This window comes from Streptomyces noursei, from assembly GCF_001646665.1.
GTDB lineage: Bacteria > Actinomycetota > Actinomycetes > Streptomycetales > Streptomycetaceae > Streptomyces > Streptomyces lavendulocolor.
The window spans coordinates 1-19,336 of sequence record NZ_LWBU01000307.1; the positions used below are offsets into that span (position 1 = coordinate 1).

General features: G+C 73.4%; 24 protein-coding genes and 1 riboswitch. Of the genes, 14 read left to right on the forward strand and 10 right to left on the reverse strand.

The genetic code is table 11. The features are described from left to right. Positions 1–16: 16 nt before the first annotated feature. On the reverse strand, positions 17–412 hold the full coding sequence (locus tag A4V12_RS22740; RefSeq protein WP_064071275.1) for a VOC family protein: 396 nt from the start codon (positions 410–412) through the stop codon (positions 17–19). 157 nt (positions 413–569) lie between these two features. Between A4V12_RS22740 and A4V12_RS22745 the strand changes: the two genes are divergently transcribed. The 3 genes from A4V12_RS22745 (at position 570) to A4V12_RS22755 (ending at position 2,276) form a co-directional block, all read left to right on the forward strand. Then, complete coding sequence (locus tag A4V12_RS22745) at positions 570–1,283, forward strand: lysophospholipid acyltransferase family protein (protein WP_064071276.1); 714 nt, start codon at positions 570–572, stop codon at positions 1,281–1,283. 88 nt (positions 1,284–1,371) lie between these two features. Then, positions 1,372–1,863 (forward strand): YbaK/EbsC family protein, encoded by a 492-nt coding sequence (locus tag A4V12_RS22750; protein ID WP_064071277.1) that lies wholly within the window; start codon positions 1,372–1,374, stop codon positions 1,861–1,863. 119 nt (positions 1,864–1,982) lie between these two features. Then, positions 1,983–2,276 carry a DUF4190 domain-containing protein gene (locus tag A4V12_RS22755; RefSeq protein WP_064071278.1) on the forward strand — a complete coding sequence of 98 codons (294 nt, stop codon included), beginning with the start codon at positions 1,983–1,985 and terminating at the stop codon, positions 2,274–2,276. A 30-nt stretch (positions 2,277–2,306) separates the two neighbouring features. Here the strand turns inward: A4V12_RS22755 and A4V12_RS22760 are convergent, their stop codons facing one another. From A4V12_RS22760 to A4V12_RS22785, 6 genes are all read right to left on the reverse strand, one after another. Continuing rightward, a complete protein-coding gene (locus A4V12_RS22760) occupies positions 2,307–3,038 on the reverse strand; it encodes an urease accessory protein UreD (RefSeq protein ID WP_064071279.1) in 732 nt (243 codons plus the stop codon). Next, the gene (gene ureG / locus A4V12_RS22765) at positions 3,035–3,724 is read right to left on the reverse strand and encodes an urease accessory protein UreG (RefSeq protein ID WP_064071280.1); all 690 of its coding nucleotides are present in this window, start codon (positions 3,722–3,724) and stop codon (positions 3,035–3,037) included. The genes A4V12_RS22760 and ureG overlap by 4 nt, the downstream gene beginning before the upstream one ends. A 258-nt stretch (positions 3,725–3,982) precedes the next feature. Continuing rightward, on the reverse strand, positions 3,983–4,657 hold the full coding sequence (locus tag A4V12_RS22770; RefSeq protein ID WP_064071281.1) for an urease accessory protein UreF: 675 nt from the start codon (positions 4,655–4,657) through the stop codon (positions 3,983–3,985). 10 nt (positions 4,658–4,667) lie between these two features. Then, entirely contained in the window at positions 4,668–6,389 is a 1,722-nt protein-coding gene (locus A4V12_RS22775) for an urease subunit alpha (RefSeq protein WP_064071282.1), read from the reverse strand. Continuing rightward, on the reverse strand, positions 6,382–6,693 hold the full coding sequence (locus A4V12_RS22780; protein WP_064071283.1) for an urease subunit beta: 312 nt from the start codon (positions 6,691–6,693) through the stop codon (positions 6,382–6,384). Before A4V12_RS22780 ends, A4V12_RS22775 begins: the two co-directional genes overlap by 8 nt. A 15-nt stretch (positions 6,694–6,708) precedes the next feature. Continuing rightward, positions 6,709–7,011 (reverse strand): urease subunit gamma, encoded by a 303-nt coding sequence (locus A4V12_RS22785; RefSeq protein WP_064071284.1) that lies wholly within the window; start codon positions 7,009–7,011, stop codon positions 6,709–6,711. 316 nt (positions 7,012–7,327) lie between these two features. Here A4V12_RS22785 and A4V12_RS22790 point away from each other — a divergent pair, with 316 nt between their 5' ends. Continuing rightward, positions 7,328–9,493 (forward strand): FG-GAP-like repeat-containing protein, encoded by a 2,166-nt coding sequence (locus A4V12_RS22790; RefSeq protein ID WP_064071285.1) that lies wholly within the window; start codon positions 7,328–7,330, stop codon positions 9,491–9,493. Between the two features lie 128 nt (positions 9,494–9,621). On the opposite strand, the gene A4V12_RS22795 is transcribed toward A4V12_RS22790, so the two are convergent. Beyond that, on the reverse strand, positions 9,622–9,912 hold the full coding sequence (locus A4V12_RS22795; RefSeq protein WP_064071286.1) for a type II toxin-antitoxin system Phd/YefM family antitoxin: 291 nt from the start codon (positions 9,910–9,912) through the stop codon (positions 9,622–9,624). A 61-nt stretch (positions 9,913–9,973) separates the two neighbouring features. Between A4V12_RS22795 and A4V12_RS22800 the strand changes: the two genes are divergently transcribed. The 3 genes from A4V12_RS22800 (at position 9,974) to A4V12_RS22810 (ending at position 11,885) form a co-directional block, all read left to right on the forward strand. Further along, complete coding sequence (locus A4V12_RS22800; RefSeq protein WP_064071287.1) at positions 9,974–10,582, forward strand: ATP-dependent Clp protease proteolytic subunit; 609 nt, start codon at positions 9,974–9,976, stop codon at positions 10,580–10,582. Between the two features lie 3 nt (positions 10,583–10,585). Next, positions 10,586–10,903 carry a hypothetical protein gene (locus tag A4V12_RS22805; protein ID WP_064071288.1) on the forward strand — a complete coding sequence of 106 codons (318 nt, stop codon included), beginning with the start codon at positions 10,586–10,588 and terminating at the stop codon, positions 10,901–10,903. 328 nt (positions 10,904–11,231) lie between these two features. Next, positions 11,232–11,404: riboswitch (cyclic di-AMP (ydaO/yuaA leader) on the forward strand. Between the two features lie 4 nt (positions 11,405–11,408). Further along, complete coding sequence (locus A4V12_RS22810) at positions 11,409–11,885, forward strand: C40 family peptidase (protein WP_064071289.1); 477 nt, start codon at positions 11,409–11,411, stop codon at positions 11,883–11,885. Between the two features lie 95 nt (positions 11,886–11,980). Here A4V12_RS22810 and A4V12_RS22815 read toward each other — a convergent pair whose 3' ends face one another. After that, positions 11,981–12,412: an ATP-binding protein gene (locus tag A4V12_RS22815; protein WP_064071290.1), complete on the reverse strand. Its 432-nt coding sequence runs from the start codon at positions 12,410–12,412 to the stop codon at positions 11,981–11,983. Between the two features lie 229 nt (positions 12,413–12,641). On the opposite strand from A4V12_RS22815, the gene A4V12_RS22820 reads away from it, so the two are divergent. Both A4V12_RS22820 and A4V12_RS22825 read left to right on the forward strand, forming a co-directional pair. Then, complete coding sequence (locus A4V12_RS22820) at positions 12,642–13,508, forward strand: helix-turn-helix domain-containing protein (RefSeq protein WP_064071291.1); 867 nt, start codon at positions 12,642–12,644, stop codon at positions 13,506–13,508. Positions 13,509–13,523: 15 nt separating this feature from the next. Then, complete coding sequence (locus tag A4V12_RS22825; protein WP_064071292.1) at positions 13,524–13,727, forward strand: DUF397 domain-containing protein; 204 nt, start codon at positions 13,524–13,526, stop codon at positions 13,725–13,727. Here A4V12_RS22825 and A4V12_RS22830 read toward each other — a convergent pair. Beyond that, positions 13,720–14,919: an 8-amino-7-oxononanoate synthase gene (locus A4V12_RS22830; RefSeq protein WP_064071293.1), complete on the reverse strand. Its 1,200-nt coding sequence runs from the start codon at positions 14,917–14,919 to the stop codon at positions 13,720–13,722. The genes A4V12_RS22825 and A4V12_RS22830 overlap by 8 nt on opposite strands. A gap of 143 nt (positions 14,920–15,062) precedes the next feature. Between A4V12_RS22830 and bioB the strand changes: the two genes are divergently transcribed. From bioB to A4V12_RS22855, 5 genes are read left to right on the forward strand one after another with little or no spacing between them, the layout of a single operon-like run. Next, positions 15,063–16,238 (forward strand): biotin synthase BioB, encoded by a 1,176-nt coding sequence (bioB, locus tag A4V12_RS22835; protein ID WP_064071294.1) that lies wholly within the window; start codon positions 15,063–15,065, stop codon positions 16,236–16,238. Then, entirely contained in the window at positions 16,231–17,520 is a 1,290-nt protein-coding gene (locus A4V12_RS22840; RefSeq protein WP_064071295.1) for an adenosylmethionine--8-amino-7-oxononanoate transaminase, read from the forward strand. Before bioB ends, A4V12_RS22840 begins: the two co-directional genes overlap by 8 nt. A 1-nt stretch (position 17,521) precedes the next feature. Continuing rightward, positions 17,522–18,238: a dethiobiotin synthase gene (bioD, locus tag A4V12_RS22845; protein WP_064071296.1), complete on the forward strand. Its 717-nt coding sequence runs from the start codon at positions 17,522–17,524 to the stop codon at positions 18,236–18,238. A 5-nt stretch (positions 18,239–18,243) separates the two neighbouring features. Further along, a complete protein-coding gene (locus A4V12_RS22850) occupies positions 18,244–18,588 on the forward strand; it encodes a VOC family protein (RefSeq protein ID WP_064071320.1) in 345 nt (114 codons plus the stop codon). A gap of 52 nt (positions 18,589–18,640) precedes the next feature. Next, positions 18,641–19,285 carry a class I SAM-dependent methyltransferase gene (locus A4V12_RS22855; RefSeq protein ID WP_064071297.1) on the forward strand — a complete coding sequence of 215 codons (645 nt, stop codon included), beginning with the start codon at positions 18,641–18,643 and terminating at the stop codon, positions 19,283–19,285. The last annotated feature ends 51 nt before the right edge of the window (positions 19,286–19,336 follow it).

Below are 19,336 nucleotides of genomic sequence, written 5' to 3' on the forward strand. Positions count from 1 at the left end.
ACTTTGCGGACACTCCCTAGGTCGCCGACCGGCCCTCCCTGGCGACCAGGGTGAAGGAGTGGCCCGCCGGATCGGCGTACGTCCGCACGTCCCTGGGGCCGGAGTTGTCCCTGGTCTCCACGGGCCGGGCGCCGAGGCTCACCGCCTCGCGTTCCGCCTCGTCCATGTCCTCCTCGGCCACCAGGATGTGCAGGTGGGCCTGTTGCGAGTCGTCCGGGCGGGGCCAGCTCGGCGGCGCGTAGCCGTGGTCGCGGCGCACGGCCACGCACACGCCGTCGTGACCCACCACCTCGATGAAGTCGGGATCGGTTCCGCGGCGGGTCCGGGCGCCGAGGAGCCCGGCGTAGAAGTCCGCCAGGTCCTCGGGCTCCGCGCTGTCGAGGACCAGGACACTGTTCTTGGGTACGGTCATGCACCTCTTGTGCCCGCATCCCGGCCGCCGTCACGCGCCTGGTTCCCGGTCACGACACGCGCACCTACACTGATCCCCCTCCAGCTGGTTGGCGGCCTGGTAAAACGCACAGAGCCGAACCGATCCGAGCCGATCCGGTGCAGTAGGGAGCCAGCAAGTGTTCTACTACCTGCTCAAATACGTTTTCCTCGGGCCGGTGCTGCGGCTGTTGTTCCGGCCGAGGACCGAGGGGCTGGAGCACATCCCGGAGGACGGCGCGGCGATCGTCGCGGGCAACCACCTGTCCTTCTCCGACCACTTCCTGATGCCCGTGGTGCTCAAGCGGCGCATCACCTTCCTGGCGAAGCAGGAGTACTTCACGGGTCCCGGCGTCAAGGGCCGGCTCACCGCCGCGTTCTTCCGCAGCGCCGGGCAGATCCCGGTGGACCGCTCCGGCAAGGAGGCCGGTCAGGCGGCGATCCGCGAGGGGCTGGGGGTGCTGGCCAGGGACGAGCTGCTGGGGATCTACCCGGAGGGCACCCGCTCGCACGACGGGCGGCTCTACAAGGGGAAGGTCGGGGTCGCGGTCATGGCGCTGAGGGCGGGCGTGCCGGTGATCCCGTGCGCGATGGTCGGGACGTTCGAGATCCAGCCCCCCGGTCAGGTCGTACCGAAGATCAAACGGGTGCGGATCCGCTTCGGCGAGCCGCTGGACTTCTCCCGGTACGCGGGGATGGAGAACGACCGGACGGTGCTGCGGGCCGTCACCGACGAGATCATGTACCGGATCCTCGCGCTGTCCGGCCAGGAGTACGTGGACGACTACGCGGCCAACGTGAAGGAGGCCGAACAGGCCGCCCAGCAGCGCAAGTTCCCCCGCTTCCGCCGCTGACCCATCGCCGGCTCCGCGCGGCGCCGCGCGCCGGCCGCCGGGTATCGTCGGCCCGCACGGCGAAGCACTCGCGGCGGAGGGGACACCGGTGGACGACCACGGGACGTACGACAAGCTGATCGGCCTGCTCGAGGAGCGGGGGGCCGTCCACCGGATCATCGAGCACGAGCCGGAGGGCGCGACGGAGGCGGTCAACGCGCTGCGCGGCAACCGGCCGGAGCAGTCCGCCAAGTGCATCGTCGTGATGGTCAAGACCGGCAAGAAGACCAAGCGGTACGTCCTGGCCGTGGTGCCGGGCGACCGGCGGGTCGACCTGGGCGCCGTGAAGGCGCTGCTGGGCGGCGTGTACGCCGGTTTCGCCACGCCCGAGGTGGCGGAGCGGCTGGCGGGCAGCGTCAGCGGCACCATCCTGCCGTTCTCCTTCGACCCGGAACTGGAACTGGTCGTCGACCCGGCGCTCCTGGAGGAGGACGAGCTGTTCTTCAACGCGGCACGGCTGGACCGGTCGCTGGCCCTGCGGACGGCGGACTACGTGGCGATCGCCGAGCCCCGTACGGCCCCCATCGCCCAGGCGCCCTGACGCGCGGGGCGCGGGGACCGGTGCGAGGACCGGCACGAAGTTCTCACGCGGCGGGCATGGGACCGGCACGACGGGCAACACGGACCTTCACAAGTCCACCCGGAGCAGGGAGAGTTGTCATGGCCGGTTACGGCACCAGCAGTGCGCACGGGCAGGCGCAGTCCCGTACGAACGGTCTCGCCATCGCCGGGCTCGTCTGCGGCATCGTCGGCGTACTGTTCTTCAACATCATCCTCGGGCCGCTCGCCATCATCTTCGGTGCGGTCGCCCTGAAGCAGGCCAAGGCCGGCCGGGGCGGCACGGGCATGGCGAAGGCCGCGATAGCCCTCGGCGTCGTCGACCTCGTCGTCTTCGCCATCCTGGTGGCCGTCGCGGCGTCGTCCGGCGGCTTCACCTGGTACGTCGGCGGCTGACGGGACGTCCGTCGGGATCCGCCCCCGTCGTCACAGGATCGCCCGCGCCTCGTCCAGGACGCGCCGCAGCCGCAGCGCGTCCGGGGCGACCGCGGTCACCAGGACGGCGGGGCCGGCCAACGGTGCGAGGGCCGCGCAGTCCCCGATGAGCCGGGGCTCCGCGGCCTTCCCGTCGTAGGCCGGATCCACCACGAGGAGCTGGCCGACGGCCCGGTTCCCCGCCAGGACCGCTCCCCCGTCCCAGCCGCCGGGCGCCCCCGGACCATAGGCGAGTTCCTGGTCCAGCAGCGGGCGTCCGGCACGCCGGACGGTCAGGCGGGTGGCGAGGGTGCCGGGCTCCTCGCCGTGCCGGCCGAGGACCTGCTCCTCGCGCAGCACCAGCCGGGCGGTGGCGGCCAGGTCGACCACCGTCCGCATCCGAAGGTCCGAACCGCGGGCGGAGACCAGCTGTTCCGGCAGCCAGCACAGCTCCGCGTCCTCGCCCACGGTCAGGCGCACGTCGTAACGGGCGTGGCCGGCGTCCCGGCCCGGCAGGGCGACCGTGGCGGCCGCCGCGTCGACGGTGAGCCGCGCCCCGTCCCGTACGTCCGCCTCGACGGCCAGCCGGTCACCGCCGAGCGGCGCGGTCATCGCGCCGACCACGGTGACCCGTGCGCGGGGGCCGGTCGCACGGGTGCGGCGCAGGGCCAGCGGTCCGTCGCTCTCCAGCACGGGCAGCCCGGCGGGGGTGGCGACGATCCGGGCGGTGGCGTGGACGCTCATGCCGCGGCGGTCCAGGCGGCCAGCTGCTCGCGCACCCATGCGGCGACCGGTGCGACGCCGTCCTCGCCGGTGAGCGAGGTGAAGGCGACGGGCAGGTCGCCGCGCTGCTCCCGGGCGTCACGGGCCATCCGCTCCAGGTCGGAGCCGACGTACGGGGCGAGGTCGGTCTTGTTGATCACGAGCAGGTCGGCGGTGGTGACGCCGGGACCGCCCTTGCGGGGGATGTCGTCGCCGCCCGCGACGTCGATCACGAAGATCTGGGCGTCGACGAGGCCTTTGGAGAAGGTGGCGGTGAGGTTGTCGCCGCCGGACTCGACCAGGATGAGGTCGAGCGGCCCGACGGCGTCCTCAAGGTCCTCGACGGCTTCGAGGTTGGCGGAGATGTCGTCCCGGATGGCGGTGTGCGGGCAGGCGCCGGTCTCCACGGCCTGGATGCGCTCGGGCGGGAGGACCGCGTTGCGCAGCAGGAACTCGGCGTCCTCCCGGGTGTAGATGTCGTTGGTGACGACCGCCAGGGAGAGCTGGTCGCGCAGCTCCCGGCAGAGGGCGGCGACGGTGGCGGTCTTGCCGGAGCCGACCGGCCCGCCGAGGCCGATGCGCAGGGCGCGGCGGGTGCCGTCCGGGCGGTGGGCGTCGGCGCCGACGGCGGAGCCGTGGTGGCTGTGGCCGGGGTGGTCGAGGTGCATGGTGGTGTGGTCCTTGTCTTCTTCTTCGGGGGCGGGTTGTTCCTCGCACGGAGCGGGGCCATTCCCGGCGGTGAGGCCGCCACGGGGCAATGGGGGCGCGTTGACGGGGCGGGGTCGCCGCCGGGCAGCGGGGCGGCCCCCACCGGGCGGAGCCGCCGCCGAGCGGGGTCGCCGCCGGGAGCGGGCGCCTTCAGAGGCGCGGGCTTTCACGGGGCGGATCCGGCCCAGGGGCGGGCGTCCTCGCGGGGCGGGTCCTCGTCACGAGGCGAAGAGGCGTACGGGCCAGGCCGCGTGCTGTTCGGCGGTGATGTCGAGCAGCGGCGCGGACGCGGCGGGCAGCGCGTCGGTGCCCGCGTGGGCGGCACGCGCCGCTTGTTCGGCCGCCCGTTCGGCCACCAGGTCCATGTCGGGCGCGAGGCGGGCGAGGACGGCGGTGGCCTGGAAGGGGTCGAGGCTCAGCAGGCGGACGGCGGCCGTGGCGGGGCCGCTGACCGCCTCGTACGCGACGCAGTGCGCGGCGTCCCGCGGGCCGAGGCCCGCCGAGCGGGCGGCCAGCCCGAGGACGACGGGCTGGTGGGCGCCGCGTGGGAACGCCGTTGCGAGCGCGTCGAGTTCGGGGCCCGGCCAGGTGGCGCGGGCGGCGCGCAGCATCTGGCGGCCGAGCCTGCGGGCGGTGGCGCGCAGCGCGGGGGACGGGGTGCGGGCGTCGGCGGCCTCGTCGAGCGCGGCGGGGTCGAGGCCCAGTGCGGCGGCCGCGGCGAGGGCGGCGGAGGTGAGCCCGCTGGTGTGGAGGCGGCCGCGACAGAAGGCCTCCAGGTCGCGGGTGTCGCGGATGCGCCCCGCCTTGACGGCCGGTTCGGCCCCGCCGGAGTGGGCGTGGCCGCCGGCGGGGAACCGGCCGTCGGCGAGGACGAGGAGTGCGGCACGGGTCATCTCGTCCCCACTAGAAGAGGAAGTAGCGCTGGGCCATGGGCAGTTCGGTGGCGGGGGCCGGGTCGACCGGGTCGCCGTCGATGGTCACCGTGAAGGTGTCGGCGTCCACCTCGACGCGCGGCAGGGCGTCGTTCTCCCGCATGTCGGCCTTGGTGACGCCGCGCGTGCTGGTGATGGGCCGGAACTCCTTGGCCAGGCCGAGCCGTTCGGGCAGGCCGTCGTCGAGGGCGGACGCGGTGACGAAGTTGAACGAGCCGGCCGCCGCCGCGCCGCCGAGCGCGCCGAACATGGGCCGGGGCATGACGGGCTGGGGGGTGGGGATGGAGGCGTTGGCGTCGCCCATCTGCGCGTACGCGATCTGGCCGCCCTTGATCACGGTCTGCGGCTTGACCCCGAAGAAGGCCGGGTCCCACAGGACGAGGTCGGCGAGCTTGCCGGTCTCGACGGAGCCGATCTCCCGGTCGAGCCCCTGGGCGACGGCCGGGTTGATCGTGTACTTGGCGACGTAGCGGCGTGCGCGGTGGTTGTCGGCGCGGCCGTCGCCCGGCAGCGGTCCCCTGCGCTTCTTCATCACGTGCGCGGTCTGCCAGGTCCGCAGGATCACCTCGCCGACGCGTCCCATGGCCTGGGAGTCGGAGGAGATGATCGAGATGGCGCCCAGGTCGTGCAGGATGTCCTCGGCCGCGATCGTGGAGGGGCGGATGCGGGACTCGGCGAAGGCGAGGTCCTCGGGGACGGCCGGGTTGAGGTGGTGGCACACCATGAGCATGTCGAGGTGCTCGTCGAGGGTGTTGACGGTGTGCGGGCGGGTGGGGTTGGTGGAGCTGGGCAGCACGTACGGCTCGGAGACGACGGTGATGATGTCGGGGGCGTGACCGCCTCCCGCGCCCTCGGTGTGGTACGCGTGGATGGTGCGGCCGGCGACGGCCGCCAGGGTGTCGCCGACGAACCCGGCCTCGTTGAGGGTGTCGGTGTGGATGGCGAGCTGCGCACCGGTCTGCTCGCAGACGCGCAGGCAGGCGTCGATGGCCGCGGGGGTGGCCCCCCAGTCCTCGTGGATCTTGAATCCCACTGCGCCGCCGCGCAGTTGGGAGTGCATGGCTTGGGCCGAGACGGTGTTGCCCTTGCCCAGCAGGCCGATGTTGACGGGGTAGGTCTCCAGCGCCTGGAACATCCGGGCGAGGTGCCAGGGGCCGGGGGTGACGGTGGTGGCCTTGGTGCCTTCGGCGGGTCCGGTGCCGCCGCCGACGAGGGTGGTGATGCCGGAGGTGAGTGCCTGCTCGACGACGGTCGGCGAGATGAAGTGGATGTGCGCGTCGACGGCACCCGCGGTGACGATCTTGCCGTTGCCGGCGATGATCTCGGTCTCGGGCCCGATGACGAGGTCCGGGTGGACGCCGTCCATGGTGTCCGGGTTGCCGGCCTTGCCGATACCGGTGATCCGGCCGTCGCGGATGCCGATGTCGGCCTTGACGACGCCCCAGTGGTCGATGATGACGGCGCCGGTGACGACGGTGTCCGGGGCGCCCTCGGCGCGGGTGGCGCGGGACTGGCCCATGGACTCGCGGATCACCTTGCCGCCGCCGAACACCGCCTCGTCGCCGGAGCGCCCGGGTCCGCCGGAGCGGTCCTCCTCGATCTCGACGAGCAGGTCGGTGTCGGCGAGGCGGATGCGGTCACCGGTGGTGGGACCGAAGAGGTCGGCGTAGACGGGCCGGGTCAGTTCAGCCATCGAGGGGACCTCCGGTCCGTCCGCGCAGACCGGGGACGACGCGCGCTCCGGCGAGCGGGACGAGTTCGACGTCGACGGGGATGCCGGGCTCGAAGCGCACGGCGGTACCGGCGGCGATGTTGAGCCGCAGGCCGTGCGCGGCCGCGCGGTCGAAGTCGAGGCCGGGGTTGGTCTCGGCGAAGTGGTAGTGGGAGCCGACCTGGACGGGCCGGTCGGCGGTGTTGAGGACGGTGAGGCGGGTGACGGCGCGTCCCTCGTTGAGGGGGACGGGCGTGTCCGCGTACAGGATCTCGCCGGGGATCATCGGTGCCTTCCCCCGTCAGACGATCGGGTCGTGGACGGTGACGAGTTTGGTGCCGTCCGGGAAGGTGGCCTCGACCTGGACGTCGTGGATCATCTCGGGGATGCCCTCCATGACGTCGTCGCGGCCGAGCACCTTGCGGCCGGAGGCCATGAGTTCGGCGACGGTACGGCCGTCGCGGGCGCCCTCCAGGATGTGGGCGGTGATCAGGGCGACGGCTTCGGGGTGGTTGAGCCGCACGCCGCGTGCCCTGCGCTTCTCGGCCACGTCGGCGGCGACATGGATGAGCAGTCGTTCCTGTTCGTGCGGGGTCAGTTGCACGTTTCACCTCACAGTCTCGCGGCCGGCGCGGTCCCGGGCGCAGCGGGACCCTATCCGGCTTCAACACTCTGTTGACCTGCGGGAACGAGTGTGGCGCAGAGATATTTCCAACTCGGGCAGAAGTTTTTCCGGGAGGTTAACTGCCTCTTTGCCCGGCCATGGACAGCGGCTCGCGCGGCGTTCGGTCGCGCCGTGCGTCCCGGGTCGTATACGGAGCCGGGGTGCCGTACCGGACGCCGGGGCCGCCGCGGCCTTCCGGGGCCTCGATCGAGGAACCTTAGGATGCGGACGATCACACGAACGAGGGGGGCATGACATGACTGATCACGGAAGGCGGCGCCGGGCGAGAGCCGTCGGGGTCGCCGTCGCCGCGCTGACGGTGGGCGCGCTCGTCCCGGCACCGTCCGCGGCCGCGGCTGACGGGGGCGAGACCGTCATCACGCTGGGAACGTCCGGCGGCACGGGAAGCCCGGACATGATCGCCCTGGGGGGCGGCAGGCTCACGGTGGTGGGCTGGGCGGACACCGGGACGAACCGGGGCCTGTACGAGTACGACCTGCCGGCCACCGGCAGCCCGGTGCCCGGCCCCCGGCGGCTGGTGCAGGGCGACTTCTACATGGACTACCCGTGCGAGGGCGCCGGGAGCGACTACTCGTGCGCCGAGTTCGACTCGCGCCTGTGGCCCCTCGGGGACGGGCGCGTCGGCTACCGCACACCGCTGGACACCCCGCTCGCGTACCACGAGGCCAACGGCGGCAAGGTGCCCGCCACGCAGATCTACGTCACCGGCTACTCCCCCGTGGAGAACGTGGTGAACGCCTCCGGGCCGTACATCGCCGTCCGGGAGTCCGGGGGGTCACGGCTGCTCGTCGGGTCGTTCGCGCCGGAGGAGACCGGCGGGGAGCAGAACCACCACGCCCTGACCGCGCGATCGGCCGCGATCTGGGGCGACACGCTGTGGAAGCCGGGGAGCACGACCGGCACGGTCAACACCTACGACCTGCGCCGGCGGACGGAGTCGGCGGACATCGCCATCGGCTCGGACTGCGTGCCGAACGAGCTCCAGGCGGTCGGCCGCTGGCTGTACTGGGAGTGCTTCACCGAGGGCCGCGCGGGTGTGTGGGACACCGCGGAGAAGCGCGCGGTCCCCGGGGCGATCCCGCGGGCGGCGCAGCTGGGCGACGGGTTCCTGGTGGGGCAGCTGGGGACGGACGGCGAGCCGTCCCAGCTCCGTCTGTGGGACTTCCACGAGGGTGCCGGCAAGCCGGCGGTGGAGTCGGTGCTCGCGGAGCGGCCGTCCATCCGCTCGTTCGCGGTCGACAAGTTCGGCGGACACGTCGCGTACGTCGACGAGGAGCGCCGCATCCGGATCACGCCGGTGACCGTGCCGCGCTCGCCGCTGGCGGTCCTCGGCACGCACACGTCCGCCTCGGTCGACCTGCGGGCGGCCGGCGGCGCGTGGACGGGCCTGTGGCGGCTGAGCCGCCCGGCGGCGTCCTGGAAGCTGACGTTCCGTGACGCGTACGGCAACACCGTGCGGGAGATCTCCGGCACCGACCGCGACGGCGCCGCCATCCGCGCCACCTGGGACGGCCTGGGCGCCGACGGCCGGCCCGCCGTGAGCCGTCCGCACCAGTGGGAGCTGAGCACCGACGCGGGTGACGGTACCGGCCCCAAGGTCGTCGGCCGCGGCACGGCGCAGGTGCTCGGCGGCCGTTCCGCCCACCGGGACGCCAACGGTGACGGCCTCGGCGAGTACTACTCCATGACCACGGGCGGCAAGTTCGCCGCCCACCGCATCGGCGCCACCGGCGGCGACTGGTCCAGCTCGCCGTGGGACCCGGCCACCCGGTTCATCCCGTTCGGCGACATCGACGGCGACGGCTGCGACGACATGCTGCTGCGGAGCACGGACGGCAGGCTGTGGCGCAGCGGCGGGAAGTGCGCGGGTGACTTCGCCCCGTCCTCCGCGGCCGCTCCGCACGTGCAGATCGGTACGGGCTGGAACGGGTTCGACGACTTCGCCGCGCCCGGGGACCTGACCGGTGACGGCCGCCCGGACCTGCTGGCCCGGCAGACCACGACCGGCTACCTGTTCCTGTACGCGTCCAACGCCTCCGGCGGCCTGGACGCGGCGGTCCGCGTCGGCACCGGCTGGACGGGCTACCGCCTGATCGGTGCGGGGGACGTCGACGGCGACGGGCACGGCGACCTGCTGGCCCGCGACGCCTCAGGGGAGCTGTGGCGCTACGGCGGCACGGGCCAGGGCACGTTCAAGCCCCGGCAGCTGCTGTTCGAGGACTGGGGTGCCGGGCGCATCGAGATCATCGGGGTGGGCGACATCAGCGGCGACGGGGTGCCCGACCTGCTGTCGCGCGACGCCAACGGCAAGCTGCTGCGCAACAAGGGCGACGGCAAGGGTTCGTTCGGGGCCACCCTGACCATCGCCACGGGCTGGCAGAACTACCGGTCGCTGTACTGACCGGCATCCGACCGGTCGAGCGCCGACCGGCCGCCGCGGGGGGAGCCGTCACGGCTCCCCCCGCGGCGTTTTCCGGGGCCCGCCCCCGTCCGGGGCAGCAGCCGGGCCGGGTCGGTGGCCGACCCGCCTCAATGACCGGGCCGTCGGGGGCCGCCCGGGCGGTGCTCGGCGGCGATCCCGAAGCGGCCCTGTTCGCCCGGAGCGGAGGACGGGACGTCGTGGACGGTGGACACGGAACGGACCACCTCCTCGTCGGCCGCCTGTCCCGCTTCGAGTCGTTCCAGGTCGGAGGCCGACACCAGCGCCACGAGCGGCTTGCCGTGGCGGGTCACGACCACCCGTTCGCCGCCGTAGACGACGCGGTTGATCAGATCGGCGAGCTCTGCCCGGGCTTGCGTCACCGGAATCTCGTAGGCCATGCTCCCATCATAACGACCTGTACGTCCTGTACATTTTTTACAGAGACCGAGGAGGCCGGTCATGAGCCGCGCCGCACGTCACGTCCTGCCGGAGTTCACCGAGCGCACCAGCACCGGGAGCCGCACGGTCGACCCGTACTCCAAACTGCTGGAGGAACGGATCGTGCTGCTGGGCACACCCCTGGACGACACCGCCGCCAACGACGTCGTCGCCCAGTTCCTGCACCTGGAGCACGCCGCGCCCGACCAGGACATCTCGCTCTACATCAACTCCCCCGGCGGCCCCGTGAGCGCCATGTCGGCCGTGTACGACACGATGCGGCTCATCGGGTGCGACGTGGCGACCACCTGCATCGACCAGGCCGCGTCGACCGCCGCGGTCCTGCTCGCCGCCGGGACACCCGGCAAGCGGATGGCCCTGCCCGGAGCGCGGGTCCTCGTCCGGCAGCCCGCCGTCGAGGAGCCTCTGCGGGGGCAGCCGAGCGATCTGGACATCCGGGCCCGCGAGTTGCTGAGGCAGCGCGACCAGCTCGCAGCGGCCCTGGCGGCGCACACCGGACGGAGCCGGGAGCGGGTCGACGCGGACCTGGAGCGCGACACCGTCCTCGACGCGGCCGGCGCCGTGGCCTACGGCCTGGTCGACCACATCGTCGCCCGCCGCACGAGGTGACCGGTGCCCGCACCCGAGGACCCGAGGCTCCCCGCGCTGACCCGGGCCGAAAGCGCGTTCGTCGACAGCTGGCTCGAAGCCGTCGACCTCCTGGCCCGGGCGAACCCGGCGCGCGCCACCCACACCTACGGCGCCCTGCGGGCGGCGCAGGCCCTCGTGGGGCGCGCGACGGCGCTCCGCGACGCCCTGACCTCGATGCACGAGCGCGGCGAGACCGATGTGCACACCCATACGCTGGCGCGGGCGCTCCGGGTCCTTGACGGCGAGCGGCGCGCGGGACGCGTGACGGTGCCTCAGAATCAAGACGCGGGACCGACGTAGCCCTCCCCCGAATGGGCTCAGGAGTACGAGAAGCGCTCCCCCGTTCAGCGTACGCATCCGGACGAATTTCGTGTGACGCGAGTTGCGCACCGTGCGTACACATCTGGCGGAATATCAGCTTCCGCTGCTGGTACGGGGATCGTCGATGTCACGCCGCCGGGCGCCAAATCCACCCTGTCCACCCGAATGGATCAGTCGTGAGGAGCCTCACATAAGGCCGTTTCGACTCGGAATTTCACCCCGACATGGGTCAAGATCCCTGACGACGACAAGCCCCCGCCACCGCGGCGGGGCGGTCCGGGCGGACGCCGAGTCCTGCCGCCGTCCGGATGACTGGTCGACAGGAGTGGATCGGCAGGAGTGGAGGACCCGAGCAGTACGGGTGACCGAACGATGTACGTCCCATCGGTCGCCCTTGGGGTGAAGCCGCGCCAGCGGCCGGGCAACTTCGCCAGCCCGAACCCGACAGGTCATCCTTCACAGGCGGCTGACGAAGGGTTGCGCAATGAACGCGCAGATTCATGTCCCGTCTCTGCTGTCCCGGGCCGGTGCCGTCTCGGCACTCGCCCTCGCCGCCGTCGGCGGCCCGATGCTGGCGCCCGGCGGGGTGTCCGAGGCGCAGGCCGCCCCGGCCCACGCCACCAAGGCGCTGAACATCGCCGCGTCCAAGAAGGGCGCACCGTACAAGTACGGAGCAGCGGGCCCGTCCCGGTTCGACTGCTCGGGGCTCACGCTGTACTCGTACAAGAAGGCCGGCAAGTCGCTGCCGCGCACGGCACAGCAGCAGTACAACAAGACGCGCCACATCTCGGCCTCCGGCCGGCAGAAGGGCGACCTCGTGTTCTTCCACCGGGGGAGCAACGTCTACCACGTGGGCATCTACGCGGGTAACAACAAGATCTGGCACTCACCGAAGTCGGGGTCGGTGGTGAAGCTGGACAAGATCTGGTCGAAGTCCGTCTGGTACGGGCGCGTCCGCTGATCCTCCGGGCATGAGCGGCGGTGCGGGGGCCCTCGCGGGGCCGTCCGGCGAGAGCCCCCGCACCGGGTCGCCGCGGCGCGCCCGGGCCCGCCCGGTCAGGTCTGGACCGGGACGGTCCACGGGAGGGCGATCCAGACCGTCTTGCCGCCCTCTTCGGTGGGGGTGACCGAGAGCCGGCCGCCGCACTCCGCCGCGAGCCAGCGGATGATGACCATGCCGCGGCCGTTGTCCTGCTGCACGGCGGCGGGCAGCCGCTGCGGCCAGCGCGGGTGGCTGTCCGTGACACCGATGCGCAGCCGCTCGTCGCGCTCGAGCCGCACGTCCACCGTGAAGGTCGGCGACTGGCCGAAGGTGTGCTGGACGGCGTTGGTGGCCAGCTCCGAGACGATGAGCCGGACGGTGTCGGCCGTCTCCGCCCCGTCGGGGAGGCCCCACTCCGCGAGGACGTCCGCCACGTATCTTCTGGCGGCGGATACCGAGACGGGATCGCTCGGCAGAGTGACGGATGCTTCCTGGTGGTCTGCCATGGCGACGCCGTCCCTTTCCCACTGCGGCCGGACTCCGACACATACCGGATGTCGCGTGAGGACGGCCTCGGATTGCGCTTCGCGCCAGACTGCCACCTATGTCGCCCCTGATGCGGCCGATCCACCAAGATATGCATATATCTGTCGCCCGAAGCGGTGAACTCTGCGACGGGAGAACGGATTTCGACGGCAGACTGGTGGGTTGGCCCGACGGCGGCGGGAGGCGGTCATGCGAGGCACGCGGCACGGTCCGGCGGTGCGCCGGCGCAAGCTCGGCGAGGAGTTGCGCACCCTGCGCCTCGCCGCCGGTCTCACCAGCCGCGACGCGGCACGGCTGGTCGGCTGGCACCAGTCGAAGGTGAGCCGGATCGAGACGGGCACCAGCGGGGTGACCGGCGCGGACGTGGCGCGGCTGCTCGACGCCTACGGGGTGCACGAACCGGGCTCGCGCGCGCTGCTCGAGGCGCTGGCGGGCGCCGCCGACGGGGGCGGCGGGGGGTGGTGGCACGCGTACCGGGGGGTGCTGCCGCCTCCGTACCAGGACTTCATCAGCCTGGAGGCACAGGCGTGCCGGGCCCGCACCCTGGAGACGTCGGTGGTGCCGGGCCTGCTGCAGACGGCGGCGTACGCCCGTGCGGTGACGCGGGCGGCGCTGGAGGGGGTGCCGGCGGAGACGGTCGACTCACTGGTGCGGGTGCGGATCGCGCGGCAGGAGGTGCTGCGCGCCGATCCCCCGCTGCGGCTGGAGGCGGTCCTCGACGAGGCGGTGCTGCGGCGGCAGGTGGGCGGACCGGAGGTGATGAGGGAGCAGTTGCGGCGGCTGCTGGAGTGGTCCCGGCTGCCCCATGTGCGGCTCCAGGTCCTTCCGTTCGCCCTCGGGGAGTACGTCGGCCTCTCCGGGTCTTTCGTTATCTTCTCCTTTCCGAACATTTCTGATCTGGACGTGGTTGCTCTTGACCACTTGACGAGTAGCCTCTATCTCGAACGCACGGAAGACCTCGAGGCGTACGGCGCCGCCTTCCGCACCATGCAGGCGCGCGCCCTGTCGCCCGGGGACACATCGGACCTCATCGCCGGGATCGGTGACGGCGCGTAGCGAGAGGCACCCCCCATGTCCGCTCACCCCGCACACCACGACGCCCCGCGCTGGTGGCGCAGCAGCCGCAGCGTCGGGATGAACAACTGCGTCGAGGCCGCCCGCCTCGGCACCGCACGCCTCGCCGTGCGCGACTCGAAGGACACCGCCAGGCCGCCGCTGCGGTTCTCCGCGGCGGCCTGGACCTCCTTCGTCTCCTCGTTGCGGCAGGTCAGCTGACCGCTACCGGGGACGTACGGAGGATGGTGGCGACCGCCTGGTCCACCTGGCTCTCCGTCAGGTCGGCGCGGGCGGTCAGCCGGAGGCGCGAGATGCCGTCCGGCACCGACGGCGGCCGGAAGCACCCCACCGCCAGGCCCTCGGCCCGGCAGTCGGCCGCCCACTTCACCGCCTGCTCCGGCGACGGCGCGCGCACGGAGACGACGGCGGCGTCCGGCCGCACCGCGGTCAGGCCCGCCGCGGTCAGCCGCGCGTGCAGGGTGGCCGCCACCGCGCGCGCCCGTCCTGCCAGGCCGGGCTCGCCGCGCAGCAGGCGCAGACCCGCCAGCGCCGCCCCCGCGGCGGCCGGGGCGAGACCCGTGTCGAAGATGAACGTCCGCGCGGCGTTGACCAGGTGCTCGATCACCCGGGCGGGGCCCAGGACCGCGCCGCCCTGACTGCCCAGCGACTTGGAGAGGGTGAGCGTGGCGACCACGTCCGGGTCGCCCGCGAGCCCCGCCGCGTGCAGCGCGCCGCGCCCGCCCTCGCCCAGCACACCGAGGCCGTGCGCGTCGTCGACCACCAGCGCGGCGCCGTGCGCCCGGCACGCCGCCGCGAGCCCGGTCAGCGGGGCCGCGTCCCCGTCGACGGAGAAGACGGAGTCGCTGACGGCGAGGGCCTGGCGCCCCGGGTGCGCGCCGAGCGTCTTGGCGACCGCGTCCGGGTCGGCGTGCGGCACCACGGCCGTCTCGGCGCGGGAGAGCCGGCAGCCGTCGACGATCGAGGCGTGGTTCCCCGCGTCCGACACGATCAGCGAGCCCCGCGCGCTCAGCGCGGTCAGGGCGGCGAGGTTGGCCGCGTACCCGGAGGAGAACACCAGGGCCGCCTCGAACCCGCAGAAGGCGGCCAGCTCCCGCTCCAGCTCGGCGTGGAGCTCGGTGGTGCCGGTCACCAGGCGCGAGCCGGTGGCGCCCGCGCCCCACCGGCGGGCGGCCCCGGCCGCCGCGGCGGTGATGTCCGGGTGGTGGGTGAGGCCGAGGTAGTCGTTGCTCGCCAGGTCCAGCAGCTCGGGCACGGCCGGTCGCGGGCGGAGCGTACGGACCAGGCCGGCGGCCGCGCGGCGGCGCGCCTCGGCGTCGATCCAGTCGAAGGGCGAGCCGAGGGCCGGGGCGGGGGGCGCGGCGAGCGGCCGGTCGGGCGGAGCCTGGGACATGTCCGGTTCCCTTTTGTAGACAGCGAACAGACCCTAATAGTGGTGGGGTCCGCCCGGAGTGTGGTTATACACACACTCGAAACGGGCTCTCCTGTGGAGTTCCTCCTTGGCCAGGGGCCGTGCCGTAGGCCAGGATCAGCGTCATGGACCTGCTGAACACGCTGGTGGACAAGGGGCTTCGGCGCGAGCTGCCGACCCGCGAAGAAGCGCTCGCCGTGCTGGCGACGTCCGACGACGACCTGCTGGATGTGGTGGCCGCTGCCGGGAAGGTGCGCCGTCAGTGGTTCGGACGGCGGGTGAAGCTCAATTACCTGGTCAACCTCAAGTCCGGTCTGTGTCCCGAGGACTGCTCGTACTGCTCGCAGCGGCTCGGCTCCAAGGCCGAGATCCTCAAGTACACCTGGCTGAAGCCGGAGGAGGCCTCCAAGGCGGCCGCCGCGGGCGTCGCGGGCGGCGCCAAGCGGGTCTGCCTGGTCGCCAGCGGCCGCGGTCCGACCGACCGGGACGTCGAGCGCGTGGGCAGGACCATCGAGGCCATCAAGGAGGAGAACGAGGGCGTCGAGGTCTGCGCGTGCCTCGGGCTGCTCTCGGACGGCCAGGCGGAGCGGCTGCGGTCGGCTGGGGCCGACGCGTACAACCACAACCTCAACACGTCCGAGGGGACGTACGGGGACATCACGACCACCCACACCTACGCGGACCGGGTCGACACGGTGCAGAAGGCGCACGCGGCCGGCCTGTCCGCCTGCTCCGGCCTGATCGCGGGCATGGGCGAGAGCGACGAGGACCTGGTCGACGTGGTCTTCGCCCTGCGCGAGCTGGACCCGGACTCGGTGCCGGTGAACTTCCTCATCCCCTTCGAGGGCACCCCGCTCGCCAAGGAGTGGAACCTGACTCCGCAGCGGGCGCTGCGCATCCTGGCGATGGTCCGGTTCGTCTGCCCGGACGTGGAGGTCCGGCTGGCCGGCGGGCGCGAGGTGCACCTGCGCACCCTCCAGCCGCTGGCGCTGCACCTGGCCAACTCGATCTTCCTGGGCGACTACCTCACCAGTGAGGGGCAGGCCGGCAAGGCCGACCTGGAGATGATCGCGGACGCCGGCTTCGAGGTGGAGGGCACGGACACCACCACGCTGCCCGAGCACCGTTCGGACGCCGCCTCCTGCGGCACCGGCGGCGGCTGCGGCTCGGGGTCGGTGTGCTCCTCGGAGGAGCCCGCCCCCGCCGCGACGACCGAGCCGGTCCGTGGGGACCAGGCCCGTACCGACCTGGTCGCCGTGCGCCGCCGGGGTGCCGGTACCGACCTCGCGCCCAATGCGTGAGTCCCGCGCCGCCGAGCTGATCGCCCTCGACCGGGCCCATGTGTGGCACCCGTACGGCCCCATGCCGGGCCGTACGGACCCGCTCGTCGTGGAGTCCGCCTCCGGGGTGCGGCTGCGGCTCGCCGCGCCGGCGCAGGGGCGGGACGAACTGGTCGACGGCATGTCCTCGTGGTGGTCGGCCGTCCACGGCTACAACCACCCGGTGCTCAACGAGGCGGCGCGCGGCCAGCTGGACCGGATGAGCCACGTGATGTTCGGCGGGCTCACCCACGAACCCGCCGTCCGGCTGGCGGCCCGGCTGGTGGAGATCACCCCGGAGCCGCTGCGGCACGTCTTCCTCAGCGACTCCGGCTCGGTGGCCGTCGAGGTGGCCGTCAAGATGTGCCTCCAGTACTGGCGCTCGGTGGGCCGGCCCGCCAAGCGGCGGCTGCTGACCTGGCGCGGCGGCTACCACGGCGACACCTGGCAGCCGATGTCGGTGTGCGACCCCGAGGGCGGCATGCACGAGCTGTGGTCCGGGGCGCTGCCCCGGCAGGTGTTCGTGGGCCCGCCGCCGGTCGCGTACGAGGAGTGGTACGCGCGGGAGCTGCGGGAGACGATCGGGCGGCACGCCGACGAGCTGGCCGCGGTGATCGTCGAGCCGGTGGTGCAGGGAGCGGGCGGCATGCGGTTCCACGACCCGGAGTACCTGCGGGTGCTGCGGGAGGCGTGCGACGCGCACGACGTCCTGCTGGTGTTCGACGAGATCGCGACCGGCTTCGGGCGCACGGGCGCGCTGTTCGCGGCCGAGCACGCGTCGGTGGCGCCGGACGTCATGTGCCTGGGCAAGGCGCTGACCGGCGGCTACCTGTCGCTGGCGGCCACCTTGTGCACCCCGCGCGTGGCGGACGGCATCTCGCGGGGCGAGGTGCCGGTGCTGGCGCACGGGCCGACGTTCATGGGCAACCCGCTGGCCACGGCCGTGGCGTGCGCCTCGATCGACCTGCTGCTCGGCCAGGACTGGCAGCGGGAGGTCAAGCGGATCGAGGCGGGGCTGCGCGACGGCCTGGCCCCGGCCGCCGGGCTGCCGGGCGTGCACGACGTGCGGGTGCTCGGTGCCATCGGGGTCGTCCAGCTCGACCACCCGGTGGACATGGCGGCCGCGACGGCGGCGGCGGTGCGCGAGGGCGTGTGGCTGCGGCCGTTCCGGGACCTGGTGTACGTGATGCCGCCGTACATCACCGGTGATGACGATGTGGCACGGATCTGCCGTGGAGTGGTCGCGGCGGCGCGGGAGGGTTGAGATGGCGGTACTGGTGGTCAGCGGCACGGGCACGGAGATCGGCAAGACCGTGGTCACGGCGGCGGTGGCGGCGGTGGCGCGGGCGGCGGGACGGTCGGTGGCCGTCCTGAAGCCGGCGCAGACCGGGGTCGGGCCGGGCGAGCGGGGCGACGCCGACGAGGTGGTGCGGCTCGCCGGGGACGGTGTCACACCGGTCGAACTGGCGCGGTTCCCCGAGCCGCTGGCCCCGGACACGGCCGCGCGGCGGGCCGGGATGGCCCCCGTCGGGCCGGGCGAGGTGGCCGACGCCGCCCGGAAGCTGGCGGCGGACCACGACCTGGTGCTGGTGGAGGGCGCGGGCGGGCTGCTGGTGCGGTACGACGAGGAGGGCGGCACGCTCGCCGACGCGGCCGCACTGCTGTCCGCCCCGGTGCTGGTGGTCGCGCCCGCCGCGCTCGGCACGCTCAACATGGTGACGCTCACCGCGGAGGCGCTGCGGGCGCGCGGGCTGGCGCAGGCGGGCGTGGTCGTGGGCAGCTGGCCGGACGAGCCGGGCCTCGCCGAGCGCTGCAACGTCACGGACCTGCCGCGGGTGGCGGGCGCGCCGCTGCTCGGCGCGGTGCCGTCGGGCGCGGGGGCACTGCCGGCCGAGGTCTTCCGGACCCGGGCGGCGGGGTGGCTCGCACCGGCACTGGGCGGTACGTGGGATGCGGAGGCGTTCACAGCCGCCATAGGGTGACGATCATGCGTGCCGTCGTCAGCGAGATCGTGTTCGACTGCGCCGACCCGGCGGGGCTGGTCCGGTTCTGGGCCGCCCTGCTGGGCGGCGAGCCGGTGGACCGGAGTCCGGGCTGGTCGTACGTGGAGCCTCCCGGCTTCGTCCGGGTCGCCTTCCAGCGCGTGCCCGAGGGCAAGACCGCCAAGAACCGGCTCCATCTGGACCTGGAGGGCGGCGACGTGGCGGCCGCGGCCGAGGCGGCGGTGCGGCTGGGGGCCACGCGGGTCGGCGGCGTCGTGACGGACGCGCAGGGCGACTTCCAGGTGCTGCGGGACCCCGAGGGCAACGAGTTCTGCTTCGTGTCCGGCTGACGGGGGGACACTGACGTTGTCTGGTCCTGGCCCCTCTCCCCGGAGGTCCGCGATGCGGGACACCGTCCACCATCCCCTGTTCGCCCGGTTCTACGCCCGGATGAGCGTCACCATGGACGCGAAGGGCGGGGTCGCCGCGTACCGCCGTGAGCTGCTGGCCGGGCTCTCCGGCCGGGTCATCGAGGTCGGCGCGGGCAACGGACTGAACTTCGCGCACTACCCGCGCGCCGTGTCGGAGGTCGTCGCGATCGAACCGGAGCGGCGGCTGCGGCAGCTTGCCGCGACCGCGGGGATGCGCGCCGAGGTGCCGGTGGACGTGGTGCCGGGCGTGGCCGAGGCGCTGCCGGTGAAGAGCGAGGCCTTCGACGCGGCGGTCGCGTCGCTGGTGCTGTGCACGGTACGGGACCTGCCCCGGGCGCTGGCGGAGCTGCGGCGTGTGCTGCGGCCGGGCGGTGAGCTGCGCTTCTTCGAGCACGGGCTCGCCGAGGGGCGGGTGATGGCGACGGCCCAGCGGGCGCTGGACCGCACCGTGTGGCCCCTGCTGTTCGGCGGCTGCCACACGGCGCGCGACCCGCTGGCCGCGATCACGGCGGCCGGTTTCGAGGTGGTCACCCGGCGGCGGATCAGGATCCCGGAGACCGGTCCCGGGGCACCGACCTCGCCGTGCGTGCTCGGGGTCGCGCGGCGGGCGGACTGAGCGTTCCACGGCCGGGCCGGGCGGGCGGGGAGCACGCACTAGTGTGCGGCC

Excerpts from the sequence above, each read along its gene's own strand:
- A4V12_RS22855 (WP_064071297.1), top strand. The coding sequence starts at position 18,641 with ATGCGGGACACCGTCCACCATCCCCTGTTCGCCCGGTTCTACGCCCGG.
- A4V12_RS22760 (WP_064071279.1), bottom strand. The coding sequence starts at position 3,038 with ATGAGCGTCCACGCCACCGCCCGGATCGTCGCCACCCCCGCCGGGCTG.
- A4V12_RS22850 (WP_064071320.1), top strand. The coding sequence starts at position 18,244 with ATGCGTGCCGTCGTCAGCGAGATCGTGTTCGACTGCGCCGACCCGGCG.
- A4V12_RS22790 (WP_064071285.1), top strand. The coding sequence starts at position 7,328 with ATGACTGATCACGGAAGGCGGCGCCGGGCGAGAGCCGTCGGGGTCGCC.
- A4V12_RS22815 (WP_064071290.1), bottom strand. The coding sequence starts at position 12,412 with ATGGCAGACCACCAGGAAGCATCCGTCACTCTGCCGAGCGATCCCGTC.
- A4V12_RS22825 (WP_064071292.1), top strand. The coding sequence starts at position 13,524 with ATGTCCGCTCACCCCGCACACCACGACGCCCCGCGCTGGTGGCGCAGC.
- A4V12_RS22840 (WP_064071295.1), top strand. The coding sequence starts at position 16,231 with ATGCGTGAGTCCCGCGCCGCCGAGCTGATCGCCCTCGACCGGGCCCAT.
- A4V12_RS22810 (WP_064071289.1), top strand. The coding sequence starts at position 11,409 with ATGAACGCGCAGATTCATGTCCCGTCTCTGCTGTCCCGGGCCGGTGCC.
- A4V12_RS22770 (WP_064071281.1), bottom strand. The coding sequence starts at position 4,657 with ATGACCCGTGCCGCACTCCTCGTCCTCGCCGACGGCCGGTTCCCCGCC.
- ureG (WP_064071280.1), bottom strand. The coding sequence starts at position 3,724 with ATGCACCTCGACCACCCCGGCCACAGCCACCACGGCTCCGCCGTCGGC.
- A4V12_RS22755 (WP_064071278.1), top strand. The coding sequence starts at position 1,983 with ATGGCCGGTTACGGCACCAGCAGTGCGCACGGGCAGGCGCAGTCCCGT.
- A4V12_RS22800 (WP_064071287.1), top strand. The coding sequence starts at position 9,974 with ATGAGCCGCGCCGCACGTCACGTCCTGCCGGAGTTCACCGAGCGCACC.
- A4V12_RS22795 (WP_064071286.1), bottom strand. The coding sequence starts at position 9,912 with ATGGCCTACGAGATTCCGGTGACGCAAGCCCGGGCAGAGCTCGCCGAT.
- A4V12_RS22780 (WP_064071283.1), bottom strand. The coding sequence starts at position 6,693 with ATGATCCCCGGCGAGATCCTGTACGCGGACACGCCCGTCCCCCTCAAC.
- A4V12_RS22820 (WP_064071291.1), top strand. The coding sequence starts at position 12,642 with ATGCGAGGCACGCGGCACGGTCCGGCGGTGCGCCGGCGCAAGCTCGGC.
- A4V12_RS22775 (WP_064071282.1), bottom strand. The coding sequence starts at position 6,389 with ATGGCTGAACTGACCCGGCCCGTCTACGCCGACCTCTTCGGTCCCACC.
- bioD (WP_064071296.1), top strand. The coding sequence starts at position 17,522 with ATGGCGGTACTGGTGGTCAGCGGCACGGGCACGGAGATCGGCAAGACC.
- bioB (WP_064071294.1), top strand. The coding sequence starts at position 15,063 with ATGGACCTGCTGAACACGCTGGTGGACAAGGGGCTTCGGCGCGAGCTG.
- A4V12_RS22830 (WP_064071293.1), bottom strand. The coding sequence starts at position 14,919 with ATGTCCCAGGCTCCGCCCGACCGGCCGCTCGCCGCGCCCCCCGCCCCG.
- A4V12_RS22740 (WP_064071275.1), bottom strand. The coding sequence starts at position 412 with ATGACCGTACCCAAGAACAGTGTCCTGGTCCTCGACAGCGCGGAGCCC.